The sequence below is a fragment of the Thiomicrospira cyclica ALM1 genome (genome assembly GCF_000214825.1).
Lineage (GTDB): Bacteria > Pseudomonadota > Gammaproteobacteria > Thiomicrospirales > Thiomicrospiraceae > Thiomicrospira > Thiomicrospira cyclica.
This window is the reverse complement of the sequence record NC_015581.1, coordinates 1,168,732-1,182,373: the sequence shown is the minus strand read 5'-3', so window position 1 is coordinate 1,182,373 and position 13,642 is coordinate 1,168,732. Positions and strand designations below refer to the sequence as shown.

16 protein-coding genes are annotated in these 13,642 nt (G+C 45.9%); 11 read left to right on the top strand and 5 right to left on the bottom strand.

Annotated elements, in window-relative coordinates:
• Nucleotides 1–28: 28 nt before the first annotated feature.
• Nucleotides 29–1,096, bottom strand: coding sequence for a 3-deoxy-7-phosphoheptulonate synthase (locus tag THICY_RS05275; protein ID WP_013835577.1), 1,068 nt, complete (start codon nt 1,094–1,096; stop codon nt 29–31).
• 211 nt (nt 1,097–1,307) lie between these two features.
• Between THICY_RS05275 and THICY_RS05270 the strand changes: the two genes are divergently transcribed.
• The gene (locus THICY_RS05270) at nt 1,308–1,613 is read left to right on the top strand and encodes a DUF3579 domain-containing protein (RefSeq protein ID WP_041435703.1); all 306 of its coding nucleotides are present in this window, start codon (nt 1,308–1,310) and stop codon (nt 1,611–1,613) included.
• A 27-nt stretch (nt 1,614–1,640) separates the two neighbouring features.
• On the opposite strand, the gene THICY_RS08620 is transcribed toward THICY_RS05270, so the two are convergent.
• The 4 genes from THICY_RS08620 to THICY_RS05250 all read right to left on the bottom strand — a co-directional run bounded on the left by THICY_RS08620 (nt 1,641) and on the right by THICY_RS05250 (nt 4,682).
• Nucleotides 1,641–2,228: a prepilin peptidase gene (locus THICY_RS08620; protein WP_245534939.1), complete on the bottom strand. Its 588-nt coding sequence runs from the start codon at nt 2,226–2,228 to the stop codon at nt 1,641–1,643.
• A gap of 235 nt (nt 2,229–2,463) precedes the next feature.
• Nucleotides 2,464–2,850, bottom strand: coding sequence for a 6-carboxytetrahydropterin synthase QueD (gene queD / locus THICY_RS05260; protein WP_013835574.1), 387 nt, complete (start codon nt 2,848–2,850; stop codon nt 2,464–2,466).
• A gap of 45 nt (nt 2,851–2,895) precedes the next feature.
• Nucleotides 2,896–3,801 carry a polyprenyl synthetase family protein gene (locus THICY_RS05255; RefSeq protein ID WP_013835573.1) on the bottom strand — a complete coding sequence of 302 codons (906 nt, stop codon included), beginning with the start codon at nt 3,799–3,801 and terminating at the stop codon, nt 2,896–2,898.
• Nucleotides 3,802–3,803: 2 nt separating this feature from the next.
• Nucleotides 3,804–4,682, bottom strand: coding sequence for an SDR family NAD(P)-dependent oxidoreductase (locus THICY_RS05250; RefSeq protein ID WP_013835572.1), 879 nt, complete (start codon nt 4,680–4,682; stop codon nt 3,804–3,806).
• A gap of 137 nt (nt 4,683–4,819) precedes the next feature.
• Here THICY_RS05250 and THICY_RS05245 point away from each other — a divergent pair, with 137 nt between their 5' ends.
• The 10 genes from THICY_RS05245 to tolA all read left to right on the top strand — a co-directional run bounded on the left by THICY_RS05245 (nt 4,820) and on the right by tolA (nt 13,621).
• Nucleotides 4,820–5,512, top strand: coding sequence for a DUF502 domain-containing protein (locus THICY_RS05245; RefSeq protein ID WP_013835571.1), 693 nt, complete (start codon nt 4,820–4,822; stop codon nt 5,510–5,512).
• A gap of 95 nt (nt 5,513–5,607) precedes the next feature.
• Nucleotides 5,608–7,395 (top strand): aspartate--tRNA ligase, encoded by a 1,788-nt coding sequence (gene aspS / locus THICY_RS05240; RefSeq protein ID WP_013835570.1) that lies wholly within the window; start codon nt 5,608–5,610, stop codon nt 7,393–7,395.
• Nucleotides 7,395–8,492, top strand: a complete 1,098-nt coding sequence (gene nadA / locus THICY_RS05235) for a quinolinate synthase NadA (protein WP_013835569.1) — start codon at nt 7,395–7,397, stop codon at nt 8,490–8,492. Before aspS ends, nadA begins: the two co-directional genes overlap by 1 nt.
• A gap of 31 nt (nt 8,493–8,523) precedes the next feature.
• Nucleotides 8,524–9,279, top strand: coding sequence for a YebC/PmpR family DNA-binding transcriptional regulator (locus THICY_RS05230; RefSeq protein WP_013835568.1), 756 nt, complete (start codon nt 8,524–8,526; stop codon nt 9,277–9,279).
• A complete protein-coding gene (gene ruvC / locus THICY_RS05225; protein ID WP_013835567.1) occupies nt 9,279–9,809 on the top strand; it encodes a crossover junction endodeoxyribonuclease RuvC in 531 nt (176 codons plus the stop codon). The genes THICY_RS05230 and ruvC overlap by 1 nt, the downstream gene beginning before the upstream one ends.
• Nucleotides 9,810–9,848: 39 nt before the next feature.
• Nucleotides 9,849–10,460, top strand: a complete 612-nt coding sequence (ruvA, locus tag THICY_RS05220) for a Holliday junction branch migration protein RuvA (RefSeq protein WP_013835566.1) — start codon at nt 9,849–9,851, stop codon at nt 10,458–10,460.
• Nucleotides 10,457–11,467 (top strand): Holliday junction branch migration DNA helicase RuvB, encoded by a 1,011-nt coding sequence (ruvB, locus tag THICY_RS05215; RefSeq protein WP_013835565.1) that lies wholly within the window; start codon nt 10,457–10,459, stop codon nt 11,465–11,467. Before ruvA ends, ruvB begins: the two co-directional genes overlap by 4 nt.
• A 4-nt stretch (nt 11,468–11,471) precedes the next feature.
• Entirely contained in the window at nt 11,472–12,149 is a 678-nt protein-coding gene (tolQ, locus tag THICY_RS05210) for a protein TolQ (protein ID WP_013835564.1), read from the top strand.
• Between the two features lie 12 nt (nt 12,150–12,161).
• Nucleotides 12,162–12,614: an ExbD/TolR family protein gene (locus THICY_RS05205; RefSeq protein WP_013835563.1), complete on the top strand. Its 453-nt coding sequence runs from the start codon at nt 12,162–12,164 to the stop codon at nt 12,612–12,614.
• The gene (gene tolA, locus THICY_RS05200; protein ID WP_013835562.1) at nt 12,611–13,621 is read left to right on the top strand and encodes a cell envelope integrity protein TolA; all 1,011 of its coding nucleotides are present in this window, start codon (nt 12,611–12,613) and stop codon (nt 13,619–13,621) included. The genes THICY_RS05205 and tolA overlap by 4 nt, the downstream gene beginning before the upstream one ends.
• The last annotated feature ends 21 nt before the right edge of the window (nt 13,622–13,642 follow it).

Below are 13,642 nucleotides of genomic sequence, written 5' to 3'. Positions count from 1 at the left end.
CGTACTACAGTTGTACTATCGGTTTTACTTATGGGTTGTTTGCCCGGCGGGAACGCACCCCATCAGCTAACATTTCAAGCAAGGTTTCGCTCATTGGCCAATCGATACAAGCATCAGTAATGCTTTGACCAAAAGTGAGTGATTGGCCTGAGATAACATCTTGGCGGCCAGCTACTAAATGGCTTTCAACCATAGCGCCCATAATATAGGGTGAGCCATTCGCTAATTGCTCATTAATAGAGCGGGCTACCTCCATCTGCTTCAAATGATCTTTAGAACTATTAGCGTGGCTACAGTCAATCATCAGTTTCGGCTGCACCCCAGCTTTTTGCAGTTCTTGTACGGCTTGTTCAACAAAGGGGTGCGCATAGTTTGGGCCATCATTGCCGCCGCGTAAAATTACATGACAGTCCTCATTCCCAGTGGTTGAGAAAATCGCTGAGTGTCCCTGTTTTGTTAAAGACATGAAAATATGAGGGCGATTAGCGGCTCGAATAGCATCAACGGCGACTTTAAATCCACCATCAGTACCGTTTTTAAAACCGACAGGGCATGATAGGCCTGAGGCGAGCTCTCTATGTCCTTGGCTTTCAGTGGTTCGCGCGCCTATAGCGCCCCAGCTGACTAGATCAGAAATATACTGCGGCGAAATTAGGTCTAAAAATTCTGTCGCGGCCGGAACACCAAGGCTATTCACATTAAGTAAAAACCCACGAGCTTTTTCTAAGCCCTTGTTGATTTTAAAGGTTTCGTTCAGATCTGGGTCGTTGATTAACCCTTTCCAGCCAACGGTGGTTCGGGGTTTTTCAAAATAGACTCGCATTACAATGAGTAAGTCGTTCGCATACTTGTCAATTTGCGTGGCCAGTTTTTCAGCATAGGCTAGACCGGCTTGAGTATCATGAATAGAGCAAGGCCCAATAACGACCAAAAGGCGATCATCGTCACCATTTAAGATGGCTTTAATAGCTTGTCGAGTCTTAAACACCGTGGTAGCTGCGGTGTCTGTAATGGGGAATTTTTCGTGCAACGCAATGGGAGGTTGTACTTCAGTAATGTGATTGATGCGAAGGTCGTCGGTTTGAAACCTGGTCATAGCGGCCTGATCCTAGAAACTGATGTCATTTAAATGAAGGTATTATAGGGTATTTGTGCCTAGAGACCAAAAGATGTCGTTTATTATTGCAAAAATAATCGCCACATAGTTAAAACCTATAATGACTGTTAATAAATTCAATAGTCTATGGGTATTAAAAAATCTTATTTGTGCTAAAATTTGCTCCATGTTTTTAAATGAACAAGAGAAGATGGTCTTGACGCAACATTGTAAGTTTATTATTGAAGGGGTAACAGAAGACGGGCGTAAATTTCGTCCGAGCGATTGGATTGATCGCATCTCGTCTTTAATGGCGTCTTATGGCGCTTCTCATCGTTTGGTTTATTCAGACTTAATGCATCCCGAACTCTATCAAGGTCAGAAATGTTTGATCATTGATACCGAATTGGAGATTAAAAATCCGGGTATGTTTGAGTACGTTATGAACTTTGCTAAAAGTAACAACCTCAAAATGACCAAGGTGTGCGAAGTGGTTGAATCTAAGCTGGGCACTTAATTTAACGAATACACATCAATTACATACTTACTGTTTAAGTGCCAGAAGTGCTATGACTAGCCAGCCTGCGATTGCCAGGCTCGGACCGAATGGAAACATCTGATCCATTGGCTCGGCAAAACGCCAACGTCGCCATAGACTTATTAACAGTGCAGTCATGGCGGCTAAAATCAAAATTAATGGTAAGTTTTGTAACCCCACCCATGCCCCAAGTGCGGCGGCTAATTTAAAATCACCATAGCCCATACCCTCACGTTTTGTGAGTGCAAAATGCACTTGATAGACACTCCAAAGCAGAACATAGCCCATAATGGCGCCCAAAACAGCTTGTTCTAAACTCACCCAGTCCAAGATTAAGTTTACTAAAAGACCAATCCATAGCAGCGGCAAGGTTAAGCTATCCAATAACAATTGATGTTCCTGGTCGATCTCGGCACTCACTAAAAGCCACCAGCCTAGCAATGTGATGATGATTGCGTTTAGCGTGTCAGCAATCATAACCAGGCTGAGCAGGGGAATGAGTAAGCTTAGCCATCCAATTCTATGCCATTGTTTGACTCGATTGGGTTTTAGTGGCGATGGGTTCGCTTGCCAAAAAAGGGCGCTATGAAACATACTGCTTTTGCGATACCAGGGTGTGTTAATTTTATACACATGCCTTAGCGGGCGAAGCAACAGCCGCCATTGTAGTTGCTGAGTCTTAAATAATAGCCGTGGTAAAAGGTAGGTTAGTTTAAAAAGAATTGGACTGGCAACTAGGGTTACTAAAATGACAGAGATAGTTGTAATAAACCAATGATCTTGGTGGCTGGGTAGTAGTGTTAGTGAAAACATAGCCAGCCTTACTTATCTAGTGTTCAGTTTCTGAGTAGGTTACATAGTTGCGGTCATTTTCCCAAACGCGGACTTGATGCATTTTAAATTGATCCTGGTTTAGACGTTTCGCTAGCTCATTGTAAAGATAATGCGCAATGTTTTCTGCCGTCGGATTGGTGCGTTGAAAGTGCGGGTGATCATTTAAATAACTGTGATCTAGTTCAGCGACAACGGCTTTAGCATGATGTTTTACTAGTTTAAAATCAACAACCATACCAATATCATTAAGGCTATATCCAATAACTGAGACTTCGATTTTCCAATTGTGCCCATGAAGTTTTGCGCAATCACCTTCATAGCCAATCAGGCGGTGAGCAGCGGCAAAATCTAACTGTGTGGTGAGAATAAAGTTCTTTTTCATGGTGTACTCTTGTTACCGTGTTTTATCAGCATAATTATAACGAATTTAATGCTGACGCTCGCCAATAAATCGAATGATGTTCGCTAAAAAGCGCAGGTCGCCGGTCACAGCTGGGTTGGATGCAATGTTTTCTAAAGCGTCATTGGCCTGTCTAATCAGTTGGTCGCGCATGATTTTTGAACCGTCTAATCCTAATAAGCTGGGATAGGTGCTTTTACCGAGTTCAGCGTCTCGCCCTTGGGTTTTACCGCGGGCTTCAGTTGGTACCTCAATATCTAGAAGATCATCCTGAATTTGAAATGCGAGCCCAAGGGTGTTACCCAATGTTATTAATATCGGTTTTAGTTCATCAAAATGCGATGATGTTAGAGCGCCTAGCAAAAGGCTGGCAGTGATAAGCGCCCCAGTTTTTAGTTGATGAAGTTGGGTAAGCTGTGCCAAGTTAAGTTCAGCATTTTCCCCTAAAATATCAAGCATTTGACCGGCAATCATGCCTCTTGGGCCAGCGGCTTCTAATAGCAACTGGCAAGCGGTCACTTTTTGTTGTGCCGTCAGGTGTGCTGATTCTATTAGGGTTTGATAGGCAAGGCCTTGAAGGGCGTCTCCGGTTAAAATCGCGGTTGCCTCGTCAAATTGAATATGACAGGTCGGTTGGCCACGACGCAAAACATCATTATCCATCGCAGGTAGGTCGTCGTGTACTAAAGAATAGGCATGAATAAACTCAATGGCCACCGCGCAATCTAATAAGGCGTCATCAGACACACCAAGCGATGTGCCTAAGGAAAAACACAATGCAGGCCGTAAGCGTTTGCCGCCTTGTGAACTCGCATAAACGAGTGCCTCGGTGAGGGGGGCGATGGCAATGGTCGAGTCGGTTAATTGAGCGATTTTTTGGTTGAGATGCGCATTGATCCGGGTTTGAATCCGGCTAAGTTGTTCGTGTTGCATGATTAGCGTTTGCCTCCGCCGCTAGCAAGAATAAGTAAATAATCCAGCCAGCGTGCCGGCAATAAGCGACGTATAAAATGGAAGACTTTGGTCGGCACAGTAATGGGGTATTGCACTTTTGGGCGTTTGGCTCTTAGTGCTTTTAGTGCAACCTCTGCAACCGCCTCAGCAGGCAGGGTAAAAGGTGCGGGTGCGGTTTCAGCGGTTAAGCGATTGGTCATATTATGGTAGGTCGCTTCATAACGGCTGGGTTGATCTGCTATCCATTTCAGGTAGTTTTGATGCGCATTATATCTAAATTGACTAATAATCGGCCCCGGCTGCAGTAGAACAAGGTCAATGGGATCATTTGCCAGCTCTAGGCGTTGTGTCGCAGTTAAGCCTTCAAGGGCAAATTTACTCGCGTTATAACTGCCTCGTAAACTCATCGGAATAAACCCAAGTACAGAGCTGTTTTGTAGAATACGACCGCCGCTATGCACTAACATATGTTTTACGGCTAGCTGAGTAAGTTGATGCGTACCAAATACATTGGTTTGAAACTGATTCTCGAGCGCCTCACGACTGACGTCTTCTAAGGCGCCGGGGATGCCAAAAGCGGCATTATTGAATAGCGCGTAAATTTTATGATTGCTAAGTTCTAAAGCTTTTTGCCAGGCCTGGTTGATACTATTAGAGTCAGCCAGATCGAGTTGGATGTAGCCAAAAAAGCCATAGGCCTCTAATCGTGACAGGTCTTCCGTTTTGCGATAAGTTGCAATAACTTGGTAGCCCTGCTGGTGAAGCAACTCTGCCGTTGCCAGCCCAATTCCAGAAGAGCAGCCACTGATTAAAACAGTGTCATAGGGTCTAATAGGGCGGCTCGATTGCATGCTTTTCATAAATTTGGCGACTTTAGTCAAAATTGACTCACAATAGTAGCTGAAAAAGCCAGTTGAAACAATGCGTTGATTTTGTAAGATGACGTCAAGCGCCCCGTTAAATTATGTATAATAATGCGCTAAATTTTGGATTAAGTATGAGTCTACTAAAGCGCTATTTTATTGCGGGTTTAATGGTGTTGTTGCCCTTATGGGTTACCTTTGAAGCCATTTTGTTTTTGATGGGGATCTTTGATCGCAGTCTGCGATTAATTCCTGATCAGTACCAGCCTGAAGTTTTGCTCGGTTTTGCTATACCTGGTTTTGGTCTGATTGTTTCATTTGCTATTGTAATAATGACAGGCATGCTAGTGGCCAATATTTTGGGTGGCCGAATTGTTAATTGGTGGGAAAGACTCTTGTCAAAAATTCCGCTAGTGCGTTCGATTTATACCGCAGTTAAGCAAATTGTAGAAGCGATTGTCGGTACTGGCCAAAAAACCTTTCAGCAAGTCTATTTGGTAGAATATCCGCGCAAAGGCTTATGGACACTTGGTTTTAAGACCAGTGATGTGATGGGCGAAGCACAAATCAAGACCGGCAAATCGACGGTTATTAATATTTTTATTCCAACGACGCCCAACCCAACATCGGGGTTTTTTATTATGGTGGCGGAGCAGGATGTGGTAGAGCTGGAAATGTCCGTTGATGAAGCTTTAAAAATGCTGATTTCAGGGGGGGTAGTGGTTCCGCCTTGGCAGCAAGCTCAGGGTGAGTTGCAACAAGAGTTGAATTTAGTCGCACCAACCGATTTAAAGCCCTCCAGCAATGGTGCTGAGGTAAGGTTTTAGTGGACCAGTTGTGTGGCAAGTTAAGGTTTAATTTACAGGTTTAATTTACAGGTTTCATTTAATAGTTTAAGTTTATAAAAGTTGAAGGATAAGCAATGCGTACACATTATTGTGGTCAGGTAACAGAAGCATTAATTGGTCAAACGGTTAGCGTAGCCGGTTGGGTTCATCGTCGTCGTGACCATGGTGGCGTTATTTTTATTGATTTGCGTGACCGCGAAGGTTTGTTACAGGTCGTTGTGGACCCAGATACGGCGGAAATTTTTGCCAAAGCGGAACATTTGCGTGCGGAATGTGTTTTGCGAATTACTGGCATTGTGCGTGCGCGCCCAGAAGGAACGGCAAATAGCAACTTGAGCTCAGGCCAAGTGGAAATGTTAGCAAAAGAATTAGACGTGTTAAGCATGGCAGAGCCGATTCCATTTCAGTTGGATGACAAGCATGTCAGTGAAGAAGTTCGCTTGAAATTTCGCTACATTGATTTGCGCCGTGATGAGATGCAAAAAACCTTAAAGTTGCGTTATGCCGTGACCCGTTCGATGCGTAACTATTTGGATAATAATGGCTTTATCGATATGGAAACGCCGATTTTGACTAAGTCCACACCGGAAGGCGCTCGAGATTATTTGGTGCCGAGTCGTACCCATGAGCATAAGTTTTTTGCCTTGCCCCAGTCGCCACAATTATTTAAGCAGTTGTTGATGATGTCGGGCTTTGATCGTTATTATCAAATTACCCGTTGTTTCCGCGATGAAGATTTACGTGCCGACCGTCAGCCCGAATTTACCCAGTTGGATATTGAAACCTCATTTATGGACGAGGCTGGCGTTATGGGCTTGATGGAGGGTCTCACCAAAACGATTTTCAAAGAGGGTGTTGGTGTCGAGTTTGATTATGATTTCCCGCAAATGACCTATGCCGATGCGATTCAAAAATATGGCATTGACCGTCCAGATTTGCGTATTCCGCTTGAGCTGGTTGATGTCGCAGATTTGCTTCAGGACATTGAATTTAAGGTATTTGCTGGGCCCGCGAAAGATCCAAAAGGACGTGTGGCCGCTTTGTGTGTGCCGGGTGCGGGCGAAATGTCGCGTAAAGAAATTGATGATTACACCAAGTTTGTCAGCATCTATGGCGCCAAAGGTTTGGCCTACATTAAGGTTAATGATATGGCCGCCGGCATTGACGGTTTACAGTCACCGATTGTGAAGTTCTTCCCAGAGCAGGTGATGCAGATACTTGATCGTGTTGGAGCAAAAGACGGTGATATCGTGTTCTTTGGTGCCGATAAAGCCAAAATCGTTAACGAAGCTCTTGGCGCATTGCGGGTCAAAATTGGCGAAGACCGCAATATGTTTACCGAAAAATGGAAGCCGGTTTGGGTCGTCGATTTCCCGATGTTTGAAGAAGACGAAAAAACTGCTCGTGTGGCGGCAATGCATCACCCATTTACCCAGCCAAAAGCAACCACAGAAGAAATTTTAGCCTCAAAAAACCCAGGGCAAATGCTAGCTCGCGCCTATGACTTGGTGATTAACGGTATTGAAGTCGGTGGTGGCTCGGTACGTATCCATGATACCCATATGCAAGCGGCGGTCTTCAAATTACTGGGTATTAATGATGAGGATGCAGCGGAGAAGTTTGGCTTCTTATTGAATGCGTTGAAATACGGTTGCCCTCCGCATGCGGGTATGGCGTTTGGTTTGGATCGTTTGATTATGTTGATGGCAGATCGTGAATCCATTCGTGATGTTATTGCCTTCCCGAAAACCCAGTCTGCGGCATGTTTGTTGACTGAGGCACCAGGCCTGGTGGATATGGCGCAATTGCGTGAATTGAACATTCGTTTAAATAAAAAAGTCGCCGAGGCTGCGCAAGCCTAATGATTGAGTTAGCAACGGACATCCCGCGGCAGCTTACGGCACGTATTAATCAACTTGCTTTGGATGCAGACCGCCCTGTGCCTCTTTCGGCTGATCAAAAAAGTCTGCTAAAAGCTCAAATTAAGCAGCTGCTGGTGAAGCATAATGCCCAGTTGGTCGCTCACTATTATGTCGACGCTGATCTGCAGGCTTTGGCTGAAGAAACCGGTGGGGTTGTTGCTGACTCATTGGAAATGGCTAATTTTGGTGCGCAATCCGCGGCCGATCTTTTAGTCGTATGCGGAGTGCGCTTTATGGGTGAAACGGCCAAGCTGTTGAGCCCCGAAAAAACGGTATTGATGCCGGATTTGCAAGCCACCTGCTCTTTGGATGTAGGCTGTCCTGCCGATGAGTTTGCCCAGTTTTGTGCGCAATATCCGGATCATAAGGTTGTCGTCTATGCTAATACCAGTGTCGAGGTAAAAGCCCTAGCGGATTGGGTGGTCACTTCGGGTAATGCGTTGCAGATAGTGCGGCATTTAAAAGCCCAGGGTGACAAGATTATTTGGGCGCCAGATCAGCACTTGGGTCATTGGATTGAGCAAGAAACCGGTGTTGAGATGATTCGCTGGATGGGGCATTGTATTGTGCATGATGAGTTCAAAGCCTTCGAGCTTGAGCAGCTAAAACAACGCTATCCAGATGCCAAAGTTTTGGTGCATCCCGAATCGGCAGCTGCGGTAGTTGCCTTGGCCGATGTGGTAGGTTCAACAAAAGTCTTAATCAACGCGGTGCAATCCTTGCCCGATCAGCAATTCATTGTGGCAACGGACCAGGGTATTTTTTATAAAATGCAGCAGCTTGCACCCCATAAACAACTGATTGTTGCACCAACCGATTCCAAAGCCAAGCAGTGTATTAGTTGTGCTAACTGTCCTTGGATGGGTATGAATAGTTTAACTAACTTAGCGGCGGTACTGACGTATTTTGATAATCAGGACGCATCAACCAAGAATCATGAGATTATTTTGGATGAATCTAAACGTCAACAAGCCTTAGTGGCATTAAATCGCATGTTGGCGTTTTCGAGAGAGCATGGGTTGGTCGTAAAACGCTAACAAGCAAGTGTTAATAAGAGAGTGAGGGAAGATGGCTGGACACAGTAAATGGGCAAACATTAAACACCGTAAAGCACGTCAAGATGCTAAAAAAGGTAAGGTGTTTACCAAGTTAATACGTGAACTTGTAGTAGCGGCAAAAGCAGGGGGCCCCCACCCAGAAGACAACCCTCGCTTACGCTCGGCTATTGATAAAGCACTAGGTGAAAACATGCGCCGCGATACCATTGACAAAGCCATTGCGCGAGGTGCGGGTAACCAGGAAGGTGACGATTACGAAGAAATACGTTACGAGGGTTATGCACCGGCGGGTGTAGCGGTGATGGTTGATTGCTTAACCGATAACCGAAACCGAACGGTGGGTGAAGTGCGTCATGCATTCTCCAAAAAAGGCGGTAATTTAGGTACTGACGGATCGGTTGCATATATGTTTGTTAAACAAGGCTTGATTCAGTTCGAACCAGGGTCCGATGAAGATGCGGTTATGGAAGCTGCTATTGAGGCAGGTGCTGAAGATGTCAAAGTAGATTCGGATGGCAGTATTGCCGTTATCACCGCACCCGAAGAAGTTCATCCCGTTGCCGACGCTATTATCCTGGCTGGATTTACGCCCGCCCATGTTGATATCAGCATGGAAGCCGACATTAAAGTGAGGTTGGATTTTGAGGATGCCCAGCGGGTAATGGCGATGATCGACATGCTGGAAGACTTAGATGATGTGCAACAGGTTTACACCAACCTCGATATATCGGATGAGGTGATGGCACAATTAATGGCAGCAGACTAGTGGCCAACCTTCGGCCCAGTCAACGTATATTGGGCATCGATCCAGGGTCACGGAAAACAGGCTTTGGGGTTATCGAGTCGGGTCGCTATCATCCTAAATATTTGGCCAGCGGCGTTATTCGAGTTGAAAAATTTACTGGTACTGAGCGACTCACTCGTATTTTCCAGTCGATTGGTGAATTGATCGAGCGCTATGATCCACATTTTGTTGTGGTTGAAAAAGTCTTTGTGCATAAAAACCCCAGTTCAGCGATTAAATTAGGGCAAGCGCGTGGCGTCATTTTGTGTGCGGCCGCATTACAGTCACGCGCGATTATTGAATATACGCCGACACAAATAAAAAGCACGATTGTGGGGCAAGGCCATGCTGGAAAGGATGCCGTTCAATTTATGGTCAAGCAGTTGTTGCGGCTAACGGAAGTTCCTCAAGAAGATGCGGCCGATGCTTTGGCTTGTGCTTTGTGTCATGACCGTTATTTAACGCTGGGTATTGACCCGGCAAGTTTATCGAAAGGCACGCATTTTAAATAACCGCAGGTGCTGGCGGTCTCATTGCAACAAGGATTAATGATGATAGGCTTTCTGCAAGGCACTTTGGTTTCAAAACAGCCTCCTTTACTCGTGTTAGATGTAAATGGTGTGGGTTACGAGCTGGAAGCACCCATGTCAACCTTCTATGCGTTACCTGATATGGGTGTCATGGTTAAACTGCTAACCCATCTTCATGTGCGAGAGGATGCCATGTTGCTTTATGGCTTTGCTGGTGAAGCCGAGCGCCAGTTATTTCGTGAGTTAGTTAAGGTGTCTGGAATCGGCACTAAGATGGCTTTGGCTGTGCTGTCCACCTACTCGGTTGAGGACTTTCAACACCATGTTCATAGCGCTGATACAGCGGCCTTGGCTAAGGTGCCTGGCATTGGTAAAAAAACGGCAGAACGAATGGTAATTGAGATGCGAGATCGTATGCAAAAAGTGTTCGGACAAAGTGTTACTACAAGTTACGTTTCGGCGGACTTATCGGCCAATAATGTTAATACTATAAACAAGCATTCAGCAGTTGCAGCCCTGGTTTCTTTAGGGTATAAAGAAGCACAAGCTGAGGGTTTGGTCGCGAAGGTTTACTCCGATACGCTTTCACTAGAGCAGTTGATTAAACAAGCCTTATTGCAGGTTAGGGTATGATTGAAACAGATCGCATAATTGGTAGTCAAGAGCAGGACGATGACCTGTATGCGTTGCCTAAAATCCGCCCGCAGTTTATGCAGGATTATATTGGTCAAACGGCTGTGCGTGAGCAACTGAGTATGTTCATTGATGCGGCAAAAATGCGCGGTGAACATCTGGATCATGTGCTTCTCTACGGACCACCTGGCTTAGGAAAAACGACTTTAGCGAATATTGTTGCCCAAGAAATGGGTGCCACCTTGCGCCAAACCTCGGGCCCAGTATTGGATAAGCCGGGGGATTTAGCCGCAATTTTGACACGGCTTGAACCCCATGATGTGTTATTTGTAGATGAAATACATCGCTTAAGCCCGGTGGTTGAAGAAATTCTCTATCCCGCGATGGAAGATTTTCAACTCGATATTGTGATAGGTGATGGACCGGCGGCACACAGCGTAAAAATTGATTTGCCGCCCTTTACTCTCATAGGTGCCACCACGCGAGCAGGCCTGCTGACATCACCATTGCGTGATCGTTTTGGTATCGTGCAACGTTTGGAGTTTTATAATGAAGCCGAGCTCACACAGATTGTGGCGCGTTCGGCGAATATTTTAGGCGTGGCTTGTGAGCAATTGGGGGCGGCAGAAATTGCCAAGCGTTCGCGCGGTACCCCGCGAATCGCTAACCGCTTGTTACGGCGTGTGCGGGATTTTGCACAGGTCGAGGGTCAAGGCGTCATTACCCAAATGATTGCCAGCGCGGCATTAAATTTGCTAGAAGTCGACCCGATGGGGTTAGATAAAATGGATCGTCGGTTATTAGAAAAAATTATTGCTAATTTTGACGGTGGTCCAGTAGGGATTGAAAGTATGGCGGCGACCGTCGGTGAAGAGCGCGGTACCATTGAGGATGTCATTGAACCCTATTTAGTACAACAAGGTTTTATGATTAGAACGCCAAGAGGGCGCGTGGCAACCACCAAAGCCTACCAACATCTTAACTTAGTAGCAACAGAAAAGGATTAGCTGAATGGGTGATCACTCTATAATTGATTTAGTGTTAATGGCCAGTCCAATTGTGCAATTGGTCATGGCCATTTTAGTATTTATGTCAATCTCAGCATGGGCAGTTGCTCTAGCCAAAACACATCAAATGCGCAAAGCGAAGCAGCAGCTAAGCTCGTTTGAAGCAACCTTTTGGGATTCTGATGATTTGGGTCAGCTTTACCGCCAACTTGCCAATAAAGAGGGTGATGACTTGCATGGTTTGGAGCGTTTGTTTGAAGCCGGTTTTCAAGAGTTTGTTCGTTTAAAGAATCAAGGCGTCCAAGATGTTAATGAATTAGTTTCAGCCAGTCATCGAGCTATGAAAATTGCGCTGGGTCGTGAAACGGAGCGTTTAGAACATCGTCTCTCTTATTTAGCGACGGTTGGTTCATCGGCGCCGTATATTGGTTTGTTTGGAACGGTCATTGGGGTTATGCATGCCTTTCAGGGTTTGGGTGATTCCCCAAACATGACGCTTGCGGCTGTTGCCCCAGGTATTGCTGAAGCTTTATTAGCAACCGGCATGGGCTTGTTTGCCGCTATTCCAGCGGTCATTTTCTTTAATAGCTTAACCAATCGTGCGGATCGACTATTAAGTGAATATGAGCATTTTGCCGAAGAGTTTTTAGCCATCCTGCAACGACAAGCGCATTCGAACTAGAAGGAGTGATCTGTGAACACCAGTTTACGATCAATTCGTGATAAAAAACGGTTAATGGCGGAAATTAATGTGGTGCCCTACATTGATGTTACCCTAGTGTTGCTGATTATTTTTATGATCACGGCACCGCTTGTTCATCAAGCTATTACTGTTGACCTACCTGGTACTCCTGAGATTGAGCGCTCGGTTGAAGCGACACAGCTGACACCCCCTTTTGTCATTACCGTAACACGAGATGGTTTGTATCATACTAGTGAAAACCCCAATGAACACCTAACACCGGCTGAGCTCGCCATGTTGGTAGCTGAAGTGGTGGCACGCAGTCAGTTAAATGAACAGCTACCTATTGTTATTGAAGGGGATCGAGATGCGCCATATGGACGTGTCGTACATCTGTTTGTATTACTGAAGAATAATGGTGTGCCCAATGTTTCATTAATGACGCAACCGGAGGACGGGGTGTGATTAGTTATATTAAACGACATCCTTATGCGGTGGGATTAGCTTTCGTTTTTCATATCATTATTGCGCTATTTTTGATTGGTAATTTTTGGTCAAAACCGACAATAATTACGGTGCAAGATAGTGGGTCGGCGTTAATTCAGCCTGAAGTGACACCTCAGATGCCGCTAACGACCATGACCGTGGATCAGTCACTGATAGAAGAACAACTGACTCGAATTCGTGAACAAGAATCACAACGTCAAGCGGAACAGCAACGTCAATTAACTGAAGCTAGGGAGCGTGAACAGCGTATTGCCCAACTGCAACGCCAGCAAGAAGAAGAGGCGCGACGTGCCGAGCAAGCTCGTCGTCAAGCGGAACAAGAACGTCAGCGCATCGATGCCGAACGTCAACGAGCTGAAGCGGAACAACGCCGAGCGGAAGAAGCGCGTCGCGTTGCCGCACAAGCCGAACAACAACGTGCACAAGCCGAGCGTGATCGCGCCCGTGCCGAACAGCAAGCTCGTGATGCTGCTGAGCAGGCACAACGTCAGCGTCAAGCAGAAGAGCGCCGTTTAGCTGAATTGGCGGAATTACAAAAGCAAGCCGAAGCAGAAAGGGCACGAGAAGAAGCAAGGCAGAGAGAAGTGGCCGAGCAAACGCGTCAACAGGAAGCAGAGCGCGCACGTCTAGCAGCACTGGCTGAAGAAGAGGCTCGTGAACGTGAAGCGGCGCGACAGCGTGAGGTACGAAATCTTCGACAAAGTTATGTGTCGTCAATTACCGCAAAAGTGCGTGAAAATTGGCGAACACCGGCGGATATTTCGGCCGAAGCCCAATGTGAACTGGTTATCGTGCAAGATCGTGACGGTACAGTGGTCAGCGTGCGAACAGAGAGTTGTAACCCACAAGCATCAGAGCAATTTAAACAAGCGGCTGAGCGGGCGGTTCTTCGTGCATCGCCATTACCACAAGCACCAGTAGCTGAAGTTTATGAACGGACGATACGTTTTGTATTTAGACCCTAATACCTTGAAATGCTCATAGGA

What these genes read in the sequence shown, in the direction of transcription:
- THICY_RS05275 (WP_013835577.1), bottom strand. Translation starts at nt 1,096, where the DNA reads ATGACCAGGTTTCAAACCGACGACCTTCGCATCAATCACATTACTGAA.
- THICY_RS05270 (WP_041435703.1), top strand. Translation starts at nt 1,308, where the DNA reads ATGGTCTTGACGCAACATTGTAAGTTTATTATTGAAGGGGTAACAGAA.
- THICY_RS08620 (WP_245534939.1), bottom strand. Translation starts at nt 2,228, where the DNA reads ATGTTTCATAGCGCCCTTTTTTGGCAAGCGAACCCATCGCCACTAAAA.
- queD (WP_013835574.1), bottom strand. Translation starts at nt 2,850, where the DNA reads ATGAAAAAGAACTTTATTCTCACCACACAGTTAGATTTTGCCGCTGCT.
- THICY_RS05255 (WP_013835573.1), bottom strand. Translation starts at nt 3,801, where the DNA reads ATGCAACACGAACAACTTAGCCGGATTCAAACCCGGATCAATGCGCAT.
- THICY_RS05250 (WP_013835572.1), bottom strand. Translation starts at nt 4,682, where the DNA reads ATGAAAAGCATGCAATCGAGCCGCCCTATTAGACCCTATGACACTGTT.
- THICY_RS05245 (WP_013835571.1), top strand. Translation starts at nt 4,820, where the DNA reads ATGAGTCTACTAAAGCGCTATTTTATTGCGGGTTTAATGGTGTTGTTG.
- aspS (WP_013835570.1), top strand. Translation starts at nt 5,608, where the DNA reads ATGCGTACACATTATTGTGGTCAGGTAACAGAAGCATTAATTGGTCAA.
- nadA (WP_013835569.1), top strand. Translation starts at nt 7,395, where the DNA reads ATGATTGAGTTAGCAACGGACATCCCGCGGCAGCTTACGGCACGTATT.
- THICY_RS05230 (WP_013835568.1), top strand. Translation starts at nt 8,524, where the DNA reads ATGGCTGGACACAGTAAATGGGCAAACATTAAACACCGTAAAGCACGT.
- ruvA (WP_013835566.1), top strand. Translation starts at nt 9,849, where the DNA reads ATGATAGGCTTTCTGCAAGGCACTTTGGTTTCAAAACAGCCTCCTTTA.
- ruvB (WP_013835565.1), top strand. Translation starts at nt 10,457, where the DNA reads ATGATTGAAACAGATCGCATAATTGGTAGTCAAGAGCAGGACGATGAC.
- tolQ (WP_013835564.1), top strand. Translation starts at nt 11,472, where the DNA reads ATGGGTGATCACTCTATAATTGATTTAGTGTTAATGGCCAGTCCAATT.